Raw genomic sequence first — 15,409 nt, 5'->3', positions numbered from 1 at the left:
TCCAGTAGACGTTTCGGAGTCCGGACATGGCTTTCAGTTCTGATAGCGGTGGTGGTGGTGGTCGCCCGATGGCGGAGATCAACGTCACGCCGCTCGTCGACGTGATGTTGGTGCTGCTGATCATCTTCATGATCACGGCGCCCCTGATGACCCACAAGGTGAAGGTCGACCTGCCCGAGGCCAATCTCGACAAGCGCGACCCAACCAAGGTGCAGCTGGTCACGCCGATCACCATCGCCATCGAAGACACCGGCGCGCTCTACTGGAATGACGAACCGATCAACAAGGGCGTGCTGGAAAGCCGCTTCTCGATCGAGGCGCAGAAGGATCCGCAGGCACAGGTCAACGTGCGCGGCGACAAGACGGCCAAGTACAAGCTGGTTCAGGAGATCGTGACGATCGCCCAGAACCAGGGTATGCGTAAGGTCGGCTTCGTCGCCATCAAGGACCGTCGCGGTCAGTAACCCCCACCGGAGAAACTAGACATGGCATTTGCAACTGGTGGTGGTGGTGGCCCGATGGCCGACATCAACGTCACGCCGCTCGTCGACGTGATGCTGGTGCTGCTGATCATCTTCATGGTGACCGCGCCCATCCTGTCCTACCCGATCGAAGTCAACCTGCCGCAGCGGATGCTCAATCCGCCCAAGCAGGACAAGGTTCCGCCGCCGCCGATCCGTCTCCGGATCGACGCCGCTGGCGTGATCTACTGGAACGACTCGCCGGTCGACATCAAGATCCTGCAGCAGCAGATGGTCAACGAGGTCGCCAAGGACCCGACGAACCAGCCGCTGCTCGAGATCGATACCAATCCGGATGCCGATTACGGCATCCTCGCCAACGTGCTGGCACGGGCGAAGAACGCCGACATGCAGAAGATCGGCTTCGTCCAGGTGCAGTAAGGCCGCTGGCGGAAGCGTCACCGCTTACCGCAACAAGTCGTGAAAACGCCGCCCCCGGGCGGCGTTTTTTTGTCTGCGCGACTTAGCCGGCGCGATTCAGCCAGCGCGATTCAGCCGGGGCGATTCAAGCGAAGCGATTCAGGCAAGGCGACTCAAGCAGAGCGTCTCAAACCCGGCATCGCCAAACCACTCGGCATCAGGCAACGCCACAGTGGCCAGCGGTAACCCCGAATCCCAACCCCGCGCGTTGGTGACTGGACCCAGCGCCGGTTGGGTGTGCCTGGCTGCGATGAAGCTGAATCAATCACAAACCGCGCCGTCGTTGCGCGATTGCGGCCATTCCATACGCAGGCGTAGCGTGAAGTCGTCAACACCTCAGGTACGAACCACCCGGCGCCATCGGAACCACAACCCAGGAGGAGGCACCATGGCAATGTCCGCATACGCAAGCGACTCCCGCTCCGGCCGCGCAATGGCGGAGATGAACATCACCCCGCTGGTCGACGTAATGCTCGTGCTGCTGATCATCTTCATGGTCGCCGCGCCGATGATGACGCGCACGATGGAGATGCGCCTGCCGCAGGCACCCCGCGACAGCTCCCCGCCGATCAAGCCGGTGAAGATGACGCTGAGCGTGCAGGCGGACGGAACCTACGCGCTGGATGGAGCGACGCTGACCGCGGCGGCATTGCAGGCGAGCCTGGCCAGCGTGGCGCGCGATGCGCCCAACACCATCGTCGAGATCGCGGCCAACGCCGATGCCGATTACCAGTCGTTCTCCGGAGCGCTGGCGGCGGCGCGGAACAGCGGTATTACCAACATCGCGCTGCAACGCTGACGGAGTGGATCCCGTGGCAGGCAAGGCCTCCGAGCCTGCCACGGACCGCACGCCTTCGAGCGGAGATGTCGCGAGTGAGTCAGTACACGCGAGGCTTCGGGTGTTGACCTGGCCCCAGCCTGGGCGCCCGTTCCAATGCCGCGACAACCAGAACCGACTGGCGTCTGACGGGGCAGGGCGACAAAACGCCTACCGCAGGAACAATTCTCAGGTCGAAGCCAGGATCCGCAAGTAGCCACGCACCGTCGCATCCAGCCCGGCGTACAGGGCTTCGCCGATCAGCGCGTGGCCAATCGATACTTCCAGCACACCCGGGACAGCACGGATGAAGCTGCCAAGGTTGGCTTGGCTCAGGTCGTGGCCGGCGTTGACTCCGAGCCCGGCGGCCTGTGCGCGGACCGCGGTCGCGGCGAACCGCGCCTGCATCGAAGCCGCATCGCCCCCCGCATACGCCTCGGCAAATGGTCCGGTGTACAGCTCGACCCGCTCGGCACCCGTCGATGCGGCATGGCGCATGTCGTCGAGGTCACCGTCCGTGTGTGCATTGGCGAACAGGCTGACCCGGCAGCCCAGCGACTTCAGTGTGGCAACCAGCGGTTGCAGGGCGCTGGCATCGCGGGCGAAATCGAACCCGTGGTCGGACGTCAGCTGGGCATCGCCGTCGGGGACCAACGTCGCCTGCGCCGGGCGCACCTGTTCGCAAAGGGCAAGGAAACCTGGGTAGCCGTCGCGTGGCGGCGCAAACGGGTTGCCTTCCAGGTTGAACTCCACGCCGTACTCGCGGGTGAGCGCCGCCAGCGCGAGGACGTCGTCGGCGCGCACATGGCGCGCATCGGGCCGCGGATGCACGGTGATGCCGTGCGCGCCAGCATCCAGGCAGGTGCGCGCGGCGCGGATGATGTCGGGTTCGTCGCCACCGCGCGAATTGCGCAGCACGGCGATCTTGTTGACGTTGACGCTGAGGACGGTCATGCGCGCATTGTAGGTCGCCGGCCCCGTGCCGCGATGGAATAGCGTGTGACCCGCGATTAGGGACGCGATTCCTTCTGCGACGCTTCCAGCTTGCGCGCCTCGGCCAGTTCGCGCAGGCGGCGCATTTCTGCCGGATCCAGCATCAACGCTTCGTCGCGGGTGCGGGTGCCGATGCGCTGTTCGGCGAGCTTCAGTACGAACACCACCAGCAGCGCCAGCGAGGCGAGCAGGCACAGGCCCAACAACAGGCCGGAGGCCTTGAACGCGAGCGCCATGGCGCCGAGCGATAGCAGCAGGTACAGCCAGGGCATGGGAACTCCATCCGGATTGCCGATGCGCGGGAGTGTAACGCGGTGTCCACCCGCAGTCGGCAGGCGCGGTGGCGGGAACGTGCCGCCGGTCGCATGGCGCGGGCCGTGCATCCGGAAGCTGCGGACTGCGGCCGCAAGGTGCACGCGCAGAACCAGACGGCTTACCCGGAAGGCGGTAACGGGCTTGGGGAAGCGCCGAACAAAGGTCATTTCGTGTGTAGGGAGAGATCCATGCCGTTGATTCCAGAGATTCCTCACTACGCCCGGAATGACAATTCCAGGTGGTTGAGACCTCGAAACCGGCCCTATAGCAGTGGCGACACCAGCCGCGCCAGCGCTTCGGGCAGGCGCGCGCGCAGCAGCGGCCGCTCGCGTTCGGTGGGCACGCGCGTGGCGGATGCACACTCGGCTTCGAGCAGCGTCGCCAGCTCCGCGCAGACGTGCGCGTCGCGACACAGCAGCGAGACCTCGAAGTTGAGCCGGAAGCTGCGGTGGTCGAAATTCGCGCTGCCGACGATGGCCAGGTCGTCGTCGCACAACAACGCCTTGGTGTGCAGCATGCGCGGTCCGTACTCGTGGATCTTCACCCCGGCGGAAAGCAGCTCGTCGTAATACGAACGCGCCGCCAGCGTCACTACCTTGCTGTCGCTCACCCGCGGCACGAGCAGGCGTACGTCCAGCCCGCCCAGCGCTGCCGATGTCAGCGCCATCCGCGCCGCCTCGCCGGGAACGAAGTAGGGCGTGGCCAGCCACACCCGCCGCGTCGCCGCGTGGATCGCGCTGACGTGCAGACGATGGATCGCCTCCCACGACGAATCCGGACCCGACACCAGCACCTGCACAGCCACCGGTCCGGGATGTCGCGATGGCGGCGCCAGCGGCAGCGGCGACCCGCCGGTCGCATAGGACCAGTCCTCGATGAACACCAGTTGCAGCGAACGCACGACGTCGCCGGTCACGCGCAGGTGCAGGTCGCGGTAGGCGTCGCTGCGCAGGTGTTCGTCTTCCTCGTCGGTGATGTTGATGCCCCCGGTGTAGGCGATGTCGCCGTCGATCACCACGATCTTGCGGTGGCTGCGCATGTTCAACCACGGCCGCTTCCAGAAGCGCATGCCGAAGCGCATCGGGTGGAACCACGCCAGTTCACCGCCGGCGTCGAGCAGGTCGCGGAAGAAACTCGCGGGTGTCTTGCCCGAACCCACCGCGTCCAGCAGCAACCGCACCTTGACCCCGGCGCGTGCGCGTTCGACCAATGCGTCGCGCAGCGCGCCACCGGTGTGGTCGGGATAGAAAATGTAGTACTCCAGATGGATGTACTCGCGCGCCGCGGCCACATCCGCCAGCAGCGCGGCGTACTTGGCGCCGCCATCGACCAGCAGGCGTGCGCTGGTCGCGGAGCTCGGCGGCAAACCGGTCGTGGCCTGCGCGAGGCGGGCCAGCTCGATGGCTTCGGCGTTGGGCAGCAGTCCCTCCGGCAGCGACGGCAACCGCGCCCGCGCGCGGATGCGACGCAGGCGCTGCCGATGGATGCGCTGCGGCCCGAACAGGTAGTAGATGGCGAAGCCGACGTAGGGCAGGGCAGCCAGGCTGACCAGCCAGCTCAGTGTCGCTGCCGGTTCGCGCTTCTGCAGGATGATCCAGCCGCCCAGCCACAACAGGTACACCACCCACGCGACGGTGAGGTAGAGCCGCAGGTGGGGCGTGGCGAGCAGGGCGGCCCACAGGTCGCGCAGGGCGTCGGGCATGGGTTTTGTCTGGACGGAGGGGCTGGACTGAAACAGGCTAAATTGTTGCGGCGGCGTCGCGAACGTTGCGACGCAGCGAGCGTAACGTAAGCGCATGGACGACGCGCGCGATTCCGATGCACTCAAGCCGCAGGCACCCATCAAGGGCCGCGGTGCGGCCAGCTACACCCACGGCCGCTATGCCGTCACCACGACGCGGGGTGAGGACGACGGCTGGGGTTCGGTTTACGAAGGACTCGTCGATCCGGCGCGATCGCAGACCACGGTCACCGAGGAGCAGGCGCGCAGCATCGTCAGCCGCAACGATTCACCGGACATCGGCTTCGCCGCATCCGTGAATCCGTACCGGGGTTGTGAGCATGGCTGCGTCTACTGCTTCGCCAGGCCGTCGCATTCCTATCTCGACCTGTCGCCGGGACTCGACTTCGAAACGAAGTTGTTCGCGAAGACGAATGCCGCGCAACGCCTGCGCGCGGAACTGGCGAAGCCGTCGTACCGCTGCACGCCGATCGCGCTGGGCATCAATACCGACGCCTACCAGCCGATCGAGCGCCGCTACCGGATCACCCGCGAATGCCTGCAGGTGCTGGCGGAGACGAAGCACCCGGTGAGCTTCATCACCAAGGGCGCACTGATCGAACGCGACATCGACCTGCTCGCACCGATGGCACGCGAACGCCTGGTCACCGCCTACTTCTCCATCACCACGCTCGACAACCACCTGGCCGCGAAGATGGAGCCGCGCGCATCGGCACCGCACGCGAAGCTGCGCGCGATGAAGGCCCTGGCCGATGCCGGCATTCCGGTAGGCGTGATGGTGGCGCCGGTCGTGCCGATGATCACCGATCACGAGATCGAGCACATCCTCGAAGCCGCCCACGATCATGGCGCCCGCGCCGCTGGCTACGTGCTGCTGCGCCTGCCGCACGAGCTGAAGGAAATCTGGCGCGAGTGGCTGCAGCTGCACCATCCCGATCGCGCCGCGCACGTGATGAGCCTGATCCGGCAGATGCGTGGCGGCAAGGATTACGACAGCGGCTTCGGCAAGCGGATGCGTGGCGAGGGACCGTTCGCGCAACTGATCGCACAGCGTTTTGCCAAGGCGCACGCGCGGCTGGGCTTTGGTCGGTTACCGCCGCTGGACGCGAGCAGATTTGCTCCTCCCCAAAAAGCCTCGCCGCCGCGCGAAGCTTCGCCACAGGGCCAGCTGTTCTAGGGCTTCAGGGCAAGTGTTCAAGGCTGAGTACTCGAGGCCGGGCGCTCCAGGGCGAGCGGCTCTGACGTCGTCGTCGGAACCACGCCGCCGTCACGACCGCCCGGTAAGCTGCGCCCAACGCCCGCCTCGAGCAGGCACGCTCACATCGCCAGCGCCATGACCGAAGACGACGACCATTTGTCCCAGGCGCGGGCCCAGCTGGATGCCGCGCAGAAGCAACTCCAGCTGCTGACCGACGCAATCACGCACGACCTGCGCGCGCCGCTGCGCTCGATCGAGGGCTTCGCCGCGCACCTGGCCCACAGCGCCGCGCCGCGCCTGGACGATGCCGAGCGCGACCACCTGCAGCGTATCCGCGATGCCGCCGCACGCATGACTAGCCTGCTGGAAGGCCTGAGCGAACTCTCCCGCGCTACCCGCGCCGAACTGCATCCGGCCGAAGTGGACCTGAGCCTGCTCGCGGAATGGGCGGCCGCCGAGCTGCGCGAGGCCTGGCCGGAGCGCACCTGGGACATCACGGTGCAACCGGGCCTGGTCACCCACGGCGACGAGCGCCTACTCAAGCTGATGCTGACCCAGCTGCTCGACAATGCCCGACGCTTTTCCATCACCGACGCGCCGGTGCATGTCGAGGTCACCGGGCAACGCAACGGCGTGGCGCAGTGGCTGCGCGTGGCCGACCACGGCATCGGTTTCGACAGCCACTACGCCCACAAGCTGTTCCAGCCGCTGCAGCGCCTGCATGGACCGGAGCAGGGTGCCGGCAACGGCCTGGGCCTGGCCATCGCCCAGCGCGTCGCCCAGCGCCATGGCGGCGACATCAGCGCGGATTCACGGCCCGGTGACGGCGCGGTGTTCACTGTGACGCTGCCGACATTCCCCAGCGATGGAAACCCGGGCTGATGCAACGCGACATCCTGCTGGTCGAGGACAACCCCGACGACGTCGAGCTCACCCGGCTCGCCTTCGCCGAAGCCGGCGTGGCCAACCGCATGGAGGTCGTCCGTGACGGCGCGCAGGCGCTGGACTACCTGTTCGCGCGCGGCCAGTACGCGCGACGCAATGCCGCCGACCTGCCGGCGATCGTGCTGCTGGATCTCAACCTACCCAAGCTCGATGGCCGCGAGGTGTTGCAGGCGATCCGCGCGAACCCCGCGACGCGTTCGCTGCCGGTGATCGTGCTGACGACGAGTGCGGAGCCGTTCGATGTCGAAGCCAGCTACGCGCTGGGAGTGAACAGCTACATCCGCAAGCCGGTGGACTTCGAGCAGTTCGTCTGGGCGGTGAAGCAGGTGGGGCTGTACTGGCTGGTGCTGAACCATCCGCGGGTGGCGTGATTCGTTCCGGTTCTGCGCGGCGTTTGTACCGCTGCCGAATCGTGTCCGTTTTCGAACACGTCTCAGGGCAACGACGACATCGCCGGCGGACCACCGGGATGTTCCGAACCTGGTGCCAGGGACATCGTGTGAGGGCGACAACCAGCACCATTGGATTGGCTGCGCCGCTATCCCTTGCCGAACAGTGTCTCGGCGCGCTGGAACAGGATCCAGCTGGTCGCGATGAACTTGTCGCCGCCCAGCGGCCGATTGCCGCGATGGGTGTGGGTGAAGGCCGCGGGCGCGATCAGCAGTGAGCCGGTGCGCGGCACGATCTTGCGTTGCTGGTAGAGGAATTCGGTTTCGCCTTCGTCGAAGCCGTCGTTGAGGTAGATCGTCCACAGCAGGTGGCGATGCAGCGTTTCGCTGCCGGGATCGCGCGGGTACAGCTCGCAGTGCCAGTACGGGTAGCCGCCCTTGCCGCCGGTGTAGCGCTGCAGGTTGATCGCGCCCGGACGCAGCACGGTCTGCACGATCGGCGACAGCGCGGCATTGTCCATCGCCTGCAGCCGTTCGGGGGTCAGGCGATGGCGCGCGCCGTCGGCGCCGGGTACTTCCAGCATCAACGGCGCGATCAGCGTGTGCGGATAGCGGCGAAGGTACGCCAGCAGGCCATTGAACACGGCGGTGTTGAGCTGGATTTCCGCGTCGCGCCATTCGGGAAGACTGCTGATGGAAATGTCGCGGCTGTCCTTCAGGTCCGGCATGACGCCGCCGCCGACCCGGCCGGGTTTGGCCTCGTTGCTGGCGGCAAAACGCTGCACCAGCGCGGCGCAGGCCGCGGGCGACAGCGCGCCGTCGAAGACTTCGATGAAGTCGGCCTTGTTGTCGCGCGAACGGGAGCCAGCTGGCTCGCCCGGATCTGCGTGCACGTGGCCCTCGTCATGGCCAGGGAAGTTGGGCGCATCCTCGCACACGGCGCCGGCCGGGCGTGTCTGTGATCGCCTCCGCGGTGGGCCTCGCATCTGGATGAAAGGCGTCGCGGCCGGCGAGGGACTGGCCGCTGGCGCCCGCCGCCGACGTAGCATCCAACAAGCACCGGCGCGCAATCCGCGGGTTCGCGCTGGCGAAAGGAATCCCTTCCACCGCAGTCAGGACGCGCCCATGCCCTCGCCCCGTAAGACGCCCCGCAAGCGCACCGCCCGCGTCGCCCCCCGTACCGGCGGCAAATCCACCACCAACAGCGCCGCGGCCGTCGGTCGCGACCTCGCCGAGCAGACCCTCAAGCGGCGTGCGCAAGCCGCCGCGCGCCGCGCCGTCGCGCTCGGCAAGGCGATGCCGAAGCCCGCCAGGGGCGCAGTGAAAATGGGCGGCGGTCACGCCGGCGCCACCAGCCGTGGCGTGGTGATCGCCGAAGGCGACTCCTGGTTCGACTATCCGTTCCACGACGTGCTCAAGGAGCTCGAGGACGACTACGCCTACGACGTCGAATCCGTCGCGCACAAGGGCGATCGCCTGGAGGACATGGCGTATTCCAGCGGCCAGCTCGAGGACTTCGCACGGCGCATCCAGAAGGTGATGCGCAGCGGCGTCACCCCCAAGGCGATCCTGATCTCCGGTGGCGGCAACGACATCGCCGGCGACGAGTTCGCCATCCTGCTCAACCATGCGGCCTCCCCGATCGCCGGCCTGAACGAGTCCATCGTCACCGGCGTGATCGACCAGCGCCTGCTCGACGCGCTCGTCACCATGCTCACGTCGGTCACCAAGGTGTGCGAAGGCCTGATCGGCAAGACCGTCCCGATCGTGCTGCACGGTTACGACTATCCGGTGCCCGACGGTCGCGGCTTCATGGGCGGCTTCTGGGTGCTGCCGGGACCGTGGCTGGAACCGGGTTTCCGCGAGAAGGGCTACGCGCAGATGGTTACGCGCGTGGACCTGATCAAGCGCCTGATCGACCGCTTCAACACCATGCTCAAGGCCGTGACGGCGCGTCCGGAGTTCGCCCACGTGGAATACCTCGACCTGCGCGGGACCCTGTCCGGCGGCACCAATTACAAGCAGTGGTGGGCGAACGAACTGCACCCCACCGAAAAGGGATTCGCGGCGGTGACGAAGAAGTTCGCCGCGCTGATCGACTGACATCGCACGCAACGCCAAGGGAGGCACGCCAATGTCCATCACCGAGCAACTCAACACGGCCGAAAAGTTCATCGCGGTGGTCGCCGCCGCCGGCCTGGGTTTCACCACGTTCCAGAGCAACCGCATCCAGAACGACGTGTCGCAGCAGAACCGGGACATGGACGCGCAGAAGGCCGTCATCGAACAGCTCTCGCGCCGGCAGGAACTCGAACTGGCGCGCAGTGAAAAACAGAACGCGCTGACCCACCAGATTTTCCAGGAGTTCGTCGCCGCGGTCACCGATCGCGAGTCCGATCCGGCCGCGCGCATCGACCGCCTCGGCGGCGTGCTGGTGTTGACCTATGCCATCCCCGACCCGCTGCAGAAGGAGGGCATGGGCAACGCGATCACACAGGCGATCAACCGCCTGTCCACTTCCGGCGTGAATCCCGAGCGCGTGGCGGCGGTGAGTTTCGACGCGCAGGAGCTGCTGGTGCGCGCGACGATCGAACAGAAAATCGACCCGCCACCGACGGCGCCAGCGCAGAACAACCTGGCCGGCAACGATGCGCGCTGGAGCAACTACGACTTCGACGTCTTCTATTGCGACCAGACGGCGGACACGCCGCGATTGAAGGGTATCGCCGGCGAGATGCTGGATTTCAAACTCGCGGACAAGGATGCCGTCGGCCGCTGGCGGGTGCGACCGCTGCCGGTCGGCGTGAACCAGCGACCGGGCTATAACGTGCGCGGCGCCGAGGTGCGCTATTCGTCCGCCGATGAGAAGCCGCTGGCCGAGCGGCTCAAGGGCCTGTTCGAGAAGCGCTATCCGGGCCTAACGATGACGCTGAAGCCGGCATCGCAGAACACGCCTTGGTACCTCAGCGCGTTCGTGTGTCCGGCGGTAGCAACCGCACCGGTGGCAGATTCCGGTGGCTAATTCCGGTGGTGTTGCCGGTCGTTGAGCAGGCAGTTCCCGACCGATAAAAAACAAACGGCACCGTCGCGATGACGGTGCCGTTTGGTGACGTGCGCAGCGACGGCGTGGATCAGGCGTCGATTACCGCCTCAGCGTGGTAGCGCACCGCGGCTTCGACTTCGCGCTTGGACCCCATGAACACCGGCACGCGCTGGTGCAGGCCGGTGGGCTGCACTTCCAGCATGCGCTGGTGGCCGGTGGAGGCCGCGCCGCCGGCCTGTTCGACCAGGAACGACATCGGGTTGGCTTCGTACATCAACCGCAGCTTGCCGCCCTTGGGCGCGCACTTGCTGTCGAGCGGGTAGCTGAAGATGCCGCCGCGGGTGAGGATGCGGTGCACGTCGGCGACCATGCTGGCGACCCAGCGCATGTTGAAGTCCTTGCCGCGCGGACCTTCCTTGCCGGCGAGCAGATCGGCGACATACGCCTGCATCGGCGCTTCCCAGAAACGCTGGTTGGACATGTTGACCGCGAATTCCTTCGTTTCCTCGGGAATCATCATGTTCGCCGTGGTGAGCACGAACGAACCCACTTCGCGATCCAGGGTGAACGCGTGCGTGCCATTGCCGACGGTGAGCACCAGCATCGTGCTGGGGCCGTAGGTGCAGTAACCCGCGGCGAGCTGCGTGGTGCCAGGCTGCAGGAAGTGTTCGTCGCCCGGCGTGGTCACGCCATCGGGGCAGCGCAGCACCGAGAAGATGGTGCCGACGGAGATGTTGACGTCGATGTTGCTGGAGCCATCGAGGGGATCGAACAGCAGCAGGTAGTTGCCGCGCGGATAGACATCGGGAATCGGCATCGAATGATCCATTTCCTCCGATGCCAGGCCGGCCAGGTGGCCACCCCAGGCGTTGGCTTCCAGCAGGACGTCGTTGGCGATCACGTCGAGCTTCTTCTGCGCTTCGCCCTGGATGTTCATGCTGGCAACGCCGTGGGTGCCGGCATCGCCCAGCACGCCACCGAGTGCGCCCTTGCCCACGGCAATCGAGATGGTCTTGCAGGCGCGGGCGACGACTTCGATCAGCAGGCGCAGGTCGGCGCTGACGCGGCCGGCGCGCTGTTCTTCGATCAGGTAACGGGTCAGTGAAACGGGCGAGGTGCTGGACATGGGCGCGAGTAGGGCGGAACGGGGGCGGTATTGTCGCCGATGCGGGGCGGGCTCCGCAGTCATGCCGGTGCCGGAGACGAAAAAGCCGCCCAAGGGCGGCTTTTTGCGGTCTTACTGTGCGAAGGGATCGCCGGGTTGCCCGTTCAGGCGACCTTGCGTGTCGCGCGAGCGGCGTGGCGGTGCACCAGCGCAGCCAGGGTCTGCCGGGCCATGGTCAGCATCAGCAGCGGCGCGGCGGGATCGGCGGCGGTGAGCACGCGGCGCGCGGCTTCGATCACGTCAACCACCACCTGCGCCGAATCCGCGCCAAGCAACGCGCGCAGACCACGCGAGGCGTTGTCGAGGTGCCGCTCGCACTCCGGGCCGCAGCCTTCGCCCGCGCGGCGCACCACCTGCGCCATCGCGCCATCCAGGCGTGCCAGCGCGTGCAGAAGTTCGTCAGCAGAGATCACGTTGGCGTCGGTTTCGGAGGAGGTCATGCATTCAGTCTCGGCAAGAGGTGTCGCAGGAGCTGAGATCGCCTGCTCCCCACTAGTACGAAGTCAGGCGCGCGTTTCGGACATACCGCACAGGGTGCCCGGAGTACGGTGGCTGGCGGGTGAACGTTCGATTACCTGAATGCAATCAGCCAGAAGGTGACAAGACCATACGGTGCGTGGGTTTCAAAGAGATGTGATCAAGGAGATGTGATCAGGAAGATGCGTCAGGCGCGACTGCTGACAGCAGGCTGGCAGCAGCACACGCGCATCGTGGAGCTCCACCAACAAGGAGCGCCAACAATGCTGCAGCCCAATGTTCCCGCCTGGTTCGAGATTCCCGCCACCGACATCGATCGCGCGCAGGCGTTCTACGAAGCCCTGCTCGACGTGCGCATGAAGCGCCAGCGTTACATGGGCGACACCGACCAGGCCGTGTTTCCCAACGGTGGACCCGATCACGCCAGCGGTGCACTGGTGCAGGCTAATGCACGACGCGCGCCGTCGCAGGCCAACGGCACGGTCGTATACCTGAGTGTCAGCGACATCCGCCCGCTGCTCGCGCGCGTTGCCGACATTGGCGGTGAAGTGCTGTTGCCGCTTACCTCGATCACCGATACGCCCGTGGTCATCGGCCACATCCGCGACAGCGAAGGCAACCGCGTCGGCCTGGCTTCGGTGGAGATCGCAGGATGACCACGCGTCGCGATTTCCTCGCTGGTAGCGCCACGGCACTCGCGTTGTGGCCGGCCAGTCGCCTGCTCGCGAACACGTCGACCGATGCGTCGGTGCCGACAGGCGCAGGCAGCGCCGTTGCCGGGCACGACAACGACGGTCGCCGCGATTTCGATTTCTTCCACGGTCGCTGGCGCGTGCACAACCGACGCCTGCGCGAACGCCACGTAGGTTCCGACCAGTGGGACGAATTCCCGGCGACGCTGGATTGCCGACCGCTGCTGGGCGGGCTCGGCAACATCGATGAATTCCGCAGCGCCGACATCCACGGCCTGACCCTGCGCCTGTTCGATCCGCAGCAACGGCAGTGGAGCGACCGTTGGGCCAGCGCACGCGATGGCCTGCTCGGGCTGCCGGCGCTGGGTCGCTTCCGCGATGGCGTCGGCACGTTCATCGGGCAAGACAGCGATGGCGGTCGTCGCATTCTGTCGCGCGCGACGTGGTCCCGGATCATGCCTGACGGATTCACCTGGGAACAGGCGGCCTCGCTCGACGACGGCGCGACCTGGGAAACCAACTGGGTCATGCACATCACGCGAACGGAGTGAACGATGTCCGACACAAGCACACGCGACGGGCGCCACGACTTCGACTTCATCCACGGTCGCTGGCAGGTACAGAACGAGCGCCTGCGGCAGCGCCTGGCTGGCAGCAACGATTGGGAGGTGTTCACCGCGCGCGACGAATGTCGCCCGCTGTTCGACGGCGCGGGCAACCTGGAGGAATTCCACACCGGCTGGAATGGCGGTTTCGAGGGCATCGCCCTGCGCCTGTACGACCCGGCGGCACGCGAATGGCGCATCCATTGGGCCAGCGACAGCAGCGGCGCCCTCGATCCGCCGATGTGCGGACGTTTCGAGGATGGCGTCGGCACGTTCCATGGCGGCGACCAGCACGAAGGCCGCCCGGTGCGCGTGCGCTTCCTGTGGAGCCACGCCAGCGCCCACGCCGCGCATTGGCAGCAGGCGTTCTCCGTCGACGATGGCGCGACGTGGGAAACCAACTGGCACATGTGGTTCCGCCGCATCGATGTCACCGGTCGCCTCCTGCACGAGGACAACGTCATCGAACTGCGCCAGTACACGATGCAGCCCGGTCAGCGCGACGGGCTGATCGCGTTGTTCGAGCGCGAGTTCATCGAGCCCCAGGAAGCCGTCGGCATGCATGTCATCGGGCACTTCCGCGATCTCGACGCGCCCGATCGCTATGTGTGGCTGCGCGGATTTCCTTCGATGGAAGCGCGCCGCGATGCGCTGCAGGCGTTCTACTTCGGTCCGGTCTGGCAGCAGCATCGCAACGCTGCGAACGCGACGATCATCGACAGCGACAACGTCCTGCTGCTCAAGCCGGTCGACGCGAGCTCCGGCCTGCCACCGACGGCGGGATCGCGACCAGCGCCGGGTGAAACGGCATCGGGCGGCGCGCTGTGCATCGGCATCTGCGCGCTGAATGCGCCGGCGGAAGCAGGGTTCGCCGCGCGCTTCGATCGCGAGCTCGCACCCTTGCTGCGCCAGCACGGCGCGGACGTGCTGGCACGGTACTTCACCGACGCGAGCGAAAACACGTTTCCGCGCCTGCCGGTGCGGGAGGGTGAACGGGTATTCGTGTGGTTGGCGCGCTTTGACGACGTGGCCGCGCTCGATGCACACCGGTTGGCGTTGCGTGGTAGCGCGGCATGGCGGCAAGCGCTGGCGGAAGCGATGCTGGAGGAATTGAAGCAGGCCCCGGAGCTGCTGCGCCTGGCGCCGACGGCGCGTTCGGAGCTGCGTTGATGCGGCGAGCACGTCGTGAACCTGGATTGCGACTGGATTGTCGTCATGGGTGCGGAGTGGCGTCCTGCTTCACCGCCCTGGCGGAATCGATCCCGGGTAGTCGGGCAACGCTTCGCGCTACCGTGACCTCGTGATGAGCGGGGTTCGCGTGAAAGACGAACCGCCATCACGCCAGGACGCGATTGAACAACCCTGACCGGCAGACGATCATGCCGCATGCGCCGCGCCGACCGACTGTTCCTGATCATCCACGCCCTGCGTGGCCGCCGCTCCGCGATGACTGCGCAGCAGCTCGCACAGACGCTGCAGGTGTCGCTGCGCACGGTCTACCGTGATGTCGCCGACCTGCAGCTGTCGGGCGTTCCGATCGAAGGCGAGGCCGGTGTCGGTTACGTGCTGCGCAAGGGCGCGGACATCCCGCCGCTGATGTTCACCGTCGAAGAACTCGAAGCCCTGGTCGTCGGCACGCGCTTCGTCCGCGCCTTCGGCGGCGAGCGCCTGGGGCGCGGCGCCACCGCGGCGCTGCTCAAGATCGAGGCGGTGCTACCACCGGAGTTGCGCGAACGCAGCCGCCGCACCCGCATCTTCGCGCCGGAAGTCGGCCACCGCATCGAGAACAGCGGACTCATCGACGCACTGCACGCGGCAATCGACCAGATGCAGGTGCTGCGCCTGGACTATCGCGACGGCAACGGTGAAGTCACCGCACGTGAGGTCGAACCGCTGGCGCTGGCATTCTGGGGCGGCACCTGGACGCTCGGCGCGTGGTGCCGGTTGCGCAGGGACTTCCGCAGTTTCCGGCCCGACCGGATCGTCGCGCATGCAACGACGGGCGAAGTGTTTCCGGATGATCCGGCGCGCAACCTCGATGCGTACCTGCGATCGGTGGGATCAGCGAGTGCCTGAGCAGGCCGGTTC

General features: G+C 66.5%; 18 protein-coding genes. 12 read left to right on the top strand and 6 right to left on the bottom strand.

Going from position 1 to position 15,409, the window contains the following annotated elements:
• Nucleotides 1–26 precede the first annotated feature (26 nt).
• The 3 genes from ACYVD7_RS11640 (at nt 27) to ACYVD7_RS11630 (ending at nt 1,740) form a co-directional block, all read left to right on the top strand.
• The gene (locus tag ACYVD7_RS11640; protein ID WP_460763264.1) at nt 27–464 is read left to right on the top strand and encodes an ExbD/TolR family protein; all 438 of its coding nucleotides are present in this window, start codon (nt 27–29) and stop codon (nt 462–464) included.
• Nucleotides 465–485: 21 nt separating this feature from the next.
• Nucleotides 486–902 (top strand): ExbD/TolR family protein, encoded by a 417-nt coding sequence (locus ACYVD7_RS11635; RefSeq protein WP_460763261.1) that lies wholly within the window; start codon nt 486–488, stop codon nt 900–902.
• Nucleotides 903–1,329: 427 nt separating this feature from the next.
• Nucleotides 1,330–1,740, top strand: coding sequence for an ExbD/TolR family protein (locus tag ACYVD7_RS11630; RefSeq protein WP_460763258.1), 411 nt, complete (start codon nt 1,330–1,332; stop codon nt 1,738–1,740).
• A gap of 207 nt (nt 1,741–1,947) precedes the next feature.
• Here ACYVD7_RS11630 and ACYVD7_RS11625 read toward each other — a convergent pair whose 3' ends face one another.
• From ACYVD7_RS11625 to cls, 3 genes are all read right to left on the bottom strand, one after another.
• Nucleotides 1,948–2,712, bottom strand: coding sequence for a pyridoxine 5'-phosphate synthase (locus ACYVD7_RS11625; protein WP_460763256.1), 765 nt, complete (start codon nt 2,710–2,712; stop codon nt 1,948–1,950).
• A 56-nt stretch (nt 2,713–2,768) separates the two neighbouring features.
• Nucleotides 2,769–3,023, bottom strand: coding sequence for a hypothetical protein (locus ACYVD7_RS11620; RefSeq protein ID WP_460763253.1), 255 nt, complete (start codon nt 3,021–3,023; stop codon nt 2,769–2,771).
• 305 nt (nt 3,024–3,328) lie between these two features.
• A complete protein-coding gene (gene cls, locus ACYVD7_RS11615; RefSeq protein WP_460763250.1) occupies nt 3,329–4,768 on the bottom strand; it encodes a cardiolipin synthase in 1,440 nt (479 codons plus the stop codon).
• 94 nt (nt 4,769–4,862) lie between these two features.
• On the opposite strand from cls, the gene ACYVD7_RS11610 reads away from it, so the two are divergent.
• From ACYVD7_RS11610 to ACYVD7_RS11600, 3 genes are all read left to right on the top strand, one after another.
• Entirely contained in the window at nt 4,863–5,984 is a 1,122-nt protein-coding gene (locus ACYVD7_RS11610) for a PA0069 family radical SAM protein (protein ID WP_460763248.1), read from the top strand.
• Nucleotides 5,985–6,140: 156 nt separating this feature from the next.
• On the top strand, nt 6,141–6,887 hold the full coding sequence (locus tag ACYVD7_RS11605; protein ID WP_460763245.1) for a sensor histidine kinase: 747 nt from the start codon (nt 6,141–6,143) through the stop codon (nt 6,885–6,887).
• On the top strand, nt 6,887–7,321 hold the full coding sequence (locus ACYVD7_RS11600; RefSeq protein ID WP_460763243.1) for a response regulator: 435 nt from the start codon (nt 6,887–6,889) through the stop codon (nt 7,319–7,321). Before ACYVD7_RS11605 ends, ACYVD7_RS11600 begins: the two co-directional genes overlap by 1 nt.
• A 167-nt stretch (nt 7,322–7,488) precedes the next feature.
• Here the strand turns inward: ACYVD7_RS11600 and ACYVD7_RS11595 are convergent, their stop codons facing one another.
• Nucleotides 7,489–8,232, bottom strand: coding sequence for a 2OG-Fe(II) oxygenase (locus tag ACYVD7_RS11595; protein WP_460763240.1), 744 nt, complete (start codon nt 8,230–8,232; stop codon nt 7,489–7,491).
• 232 nt (nt 8,233–8,464) lie between these two features.
• Between ACYVD7_RS11595 and ACYVD7_RS11590 the strand changes: the two genes are divergently transcribed.
• Together ACYVD7_RS11590 and ACYVD7_RS11585 are read left to right on the top strand one after the other, a co-directional pair.
• Nucleotides 8,465–9,442: a GDSL-type esterase/lipase family protein gene (locus ACYVD7_RS11590; protein ID WP_460763238.1), complete on the top strand. Its 978-nt coding sequence runs from the start codon at nt 8,465–8,467 to the stop codon at nt 9,440–9,442.
• Nucleotides 9,443–9,473: 31 nt separating this feature from the next.
• Nucleotides 9,474–10,361 (top strand): hypothetical protein, encoded by an 888-nt coding sequence (locus ACYVD7_RS11585; protein ID WP_460763235.1) that lies wholly within the window; start codon nt 9,474–9,476, stop codon nt 10,359–10,361.
• A 109-nt stretch (nt 10,362–10,470) separates the two neighbouring features.
• Here ACYVD7_RS11585 and ACYVD7_RS11580 read toward each other — a convergent pair whose 3' ends face one another.
• Together ACYVD7_RS11580 and ACYVD7_RS11575 are read right to left on the bottom strand one after the other, a co-directional pair.
• Nucleotides 10,471–11,508, bottom strand: a complete 1,038-nt coding sequence (locus ACYVD7_RS11580; RefSeq protein WP_460763233.1) for a class 1 fructose-bisphosphatase — start codon at nt 11,506–11,508, stop codon at nt 10,471–10,473.
• Nucleotides 11,509–11,651: 143 nt separating this feature from the next.
• A complete protein-coding gene (locus ACYVD7_RS11575; RefSeq protein ID WP_460763229.1) occupies nt 11,652–11,987 on the bottom strand; it encodes a hypothetical protein in 336 nt (111 codons plus the stop codon).
• Between the two features lie 300 nt (nt 11,988–12,287).
• On the opposite strand from ACYVD7_RS11575, the gene ACYVD7_RS11570 reads away from it, so the two are divergent.
• The 4 genes from ACYVD7_RS11570 to ACYVD7_RS11555 all read left to right on the top strand — a co-directional run bounded on the left by ACYVD7_RS11570 (nt 12,288) and on the right by ACYVD7_RS11555 (nt 15,397).
• Nucleotides 12,288–12,680: a VOC family protein gene (locus tag ACYVD7_RS11570; RefSeq protein WP_460763227.1), complete on the top strand. Its 393-nt coding sequence runs from the start codon at nt 12,288–12,290 to the stop codon at nt 12,678–12,680.
• Nucleotides 12,677–13,267 (top strand): hypothetical protein, encoded by a 591-nt coding sequence (locus ACYVD7_RS11565; protein ID WP_460763224.1) that lies wholly within the window; start codon nt 12,677–12,679, stop codon nt 13,265–13,267. Before ACYVD7_RS11570 ends, ACYVD7_RS11565 begins: the two co-directional genes overlap by 4 nt.
• Nucleotides 13,268–13,270: 3 nt before the next feature.
• Nucleotides 13,271–14,491, top strand: a complete 1,221-nt coding sequence (locus tag ACYVD7_RS11560) for an NIPSNAP family protein (protein ID WP_460763221.1) — start codon at nt 13,271–13,273, stop codon at nt 14,489–14,491.
• Nucleotides 14,492–14,707: 216 nt separating this feature from the next.
• Entirely contained in the window at nt 14,708–15,397 is a 690-nt protein-coding gene (locus ACYVD7_RS11555) for a helix-turn-helix transcriptional regulator (protein ID WP_460763218.1), read from the top strand.
• The last annotated feature ends 12 nt before the right edge of the window (nt 15,398–15,409 follow it).

Source organism: Lysobacter fragariae (assembly GCF_054779775.1).
Note: the sequence above shows the minus strand (reverse complement) of the source record. Positions and strands in the feature narration are given on the sequence as shown.

Bases quoted from the DNA above. Each gene is read 5' to 3' on its own strand.
- ACYVD7_RS11585 (WP_460763235.1), top strand. From the start codon at position 9,474: ATGTCCATCACCGAGCAACTCAACACGGCCGAAAAGTTCATCGCGGTG.
- ACYVD7_RS11605 (WP_460763245.1), top strand. From the start codon at position 6,141: ATGACCGAAGACGACGACCATTTGTCCCAGGCGCGGGCCCAGCTGGAT.
- ACYVD7_RS11580 (WP_460763233.1), bottom strand. From the start codon at position 11,508: ATGTCCAGCACCTCGCCCGTTTCACTGACCCGTTACCTGATCGAAGAA.
- ACYVD7_RS11600 (WP_460763243.1), top strand. From the start codon at position 6,887: ATGCAACGCGACATCCTGCTGGTCGAGGACAACCCCGACGACGTCGAG.
- ACYVD7_RS11570 (WP_460763227.1), top strand. From the start codon at position 12,288: ATGCTGCAGCCCAATGTTCCCGCCTGGTTCGAGATTCCCGCCACCGAC.
- ACYVD7_RS11565 (WP_460763224.1), top strand. From the start codon at position 12,677: ATGACCACGCGTCGCGATTTCCTCGCTGGTAGCGCCACGGCACTCGCG.
- ACYVD7_RS11560 (WP_460763221.1), top strand. From the start codon at position 13,271: ATGTCCGACACAAGCACACGCGACGGGCGCCACGACTTCGACTTCATC.
- ACYVD7_RS11590 (WP_460763238.1), top strand. From the start codon at position 8,465: ATGCCCTCGCCCCGTAAGACGCCCCGCAAGCGCACCGCCCGCGTCGCC.
- ACYVD7_RS11625 (WP_460763256.1), bottom strand. From the start codon at position 2,712: ATGACCGTCCTCAGCGTCAACGTCAACAAGATCGCCGTGCTGCGCAAT.
- cls (WP_460763250.1), bottom strand. From the start codon at position 4,768: ATGCCCGACGCCCTGCGCGACCTGTGGGCCGCCCTGCTCGCCACGCCC.
- ACYVD7_RS11620 (WP_460763253.1), bottom strand. From the start codon at position 3,023: ATGCCCTGGCTGTACCTGCTGCTATCGCTCGGCGCCATGGCGCTCGCG.
- ACYVD7_RS11635 (WP_460763261.1), top strand. From the start codon at position 486: ATGGCATTTGCAACTGGTGGTGGTGGTGGCCCGATGGCCGACATCAAC.
- ACYVD7_RS11555 (WP_460763218.1), top strand. From the start codon at position 14,708: ATGCGCCGCGCCGACCGACTGTTCCTGATCATCCACGCCCTGCGTGGC.
- ACYVD7_RS11575 (WP_460763229.1), bottom strand. From the start codon at position 11,987: ATGACCTCCTCCGAAACCGACGCCAACGTGATCTCTGCTGACGAACTT.
- ACYVD7_RS11610 (WP_460763248.1), top strand. From the start codon at position 4,863: ATGGACGACGCGCGCGATTCCGATGCACTCAAGCCGCAGGCACCCATC.
- ACYVD7_RS11630 (WP_460763258.1), top strand. From the start codon at position 1,330: ATGGCAATGTCCGCATACGCAAGCGACTCCCGCTCCGGCCGCGCAATG.
- ACYVD7_RS11640 (WP_460763264.1), top strand. From the start codon at position 27: ATGGCTTTCAGTTCTGATAGCGGTGGTGGTGGTGGTCGCCCGATGGCG.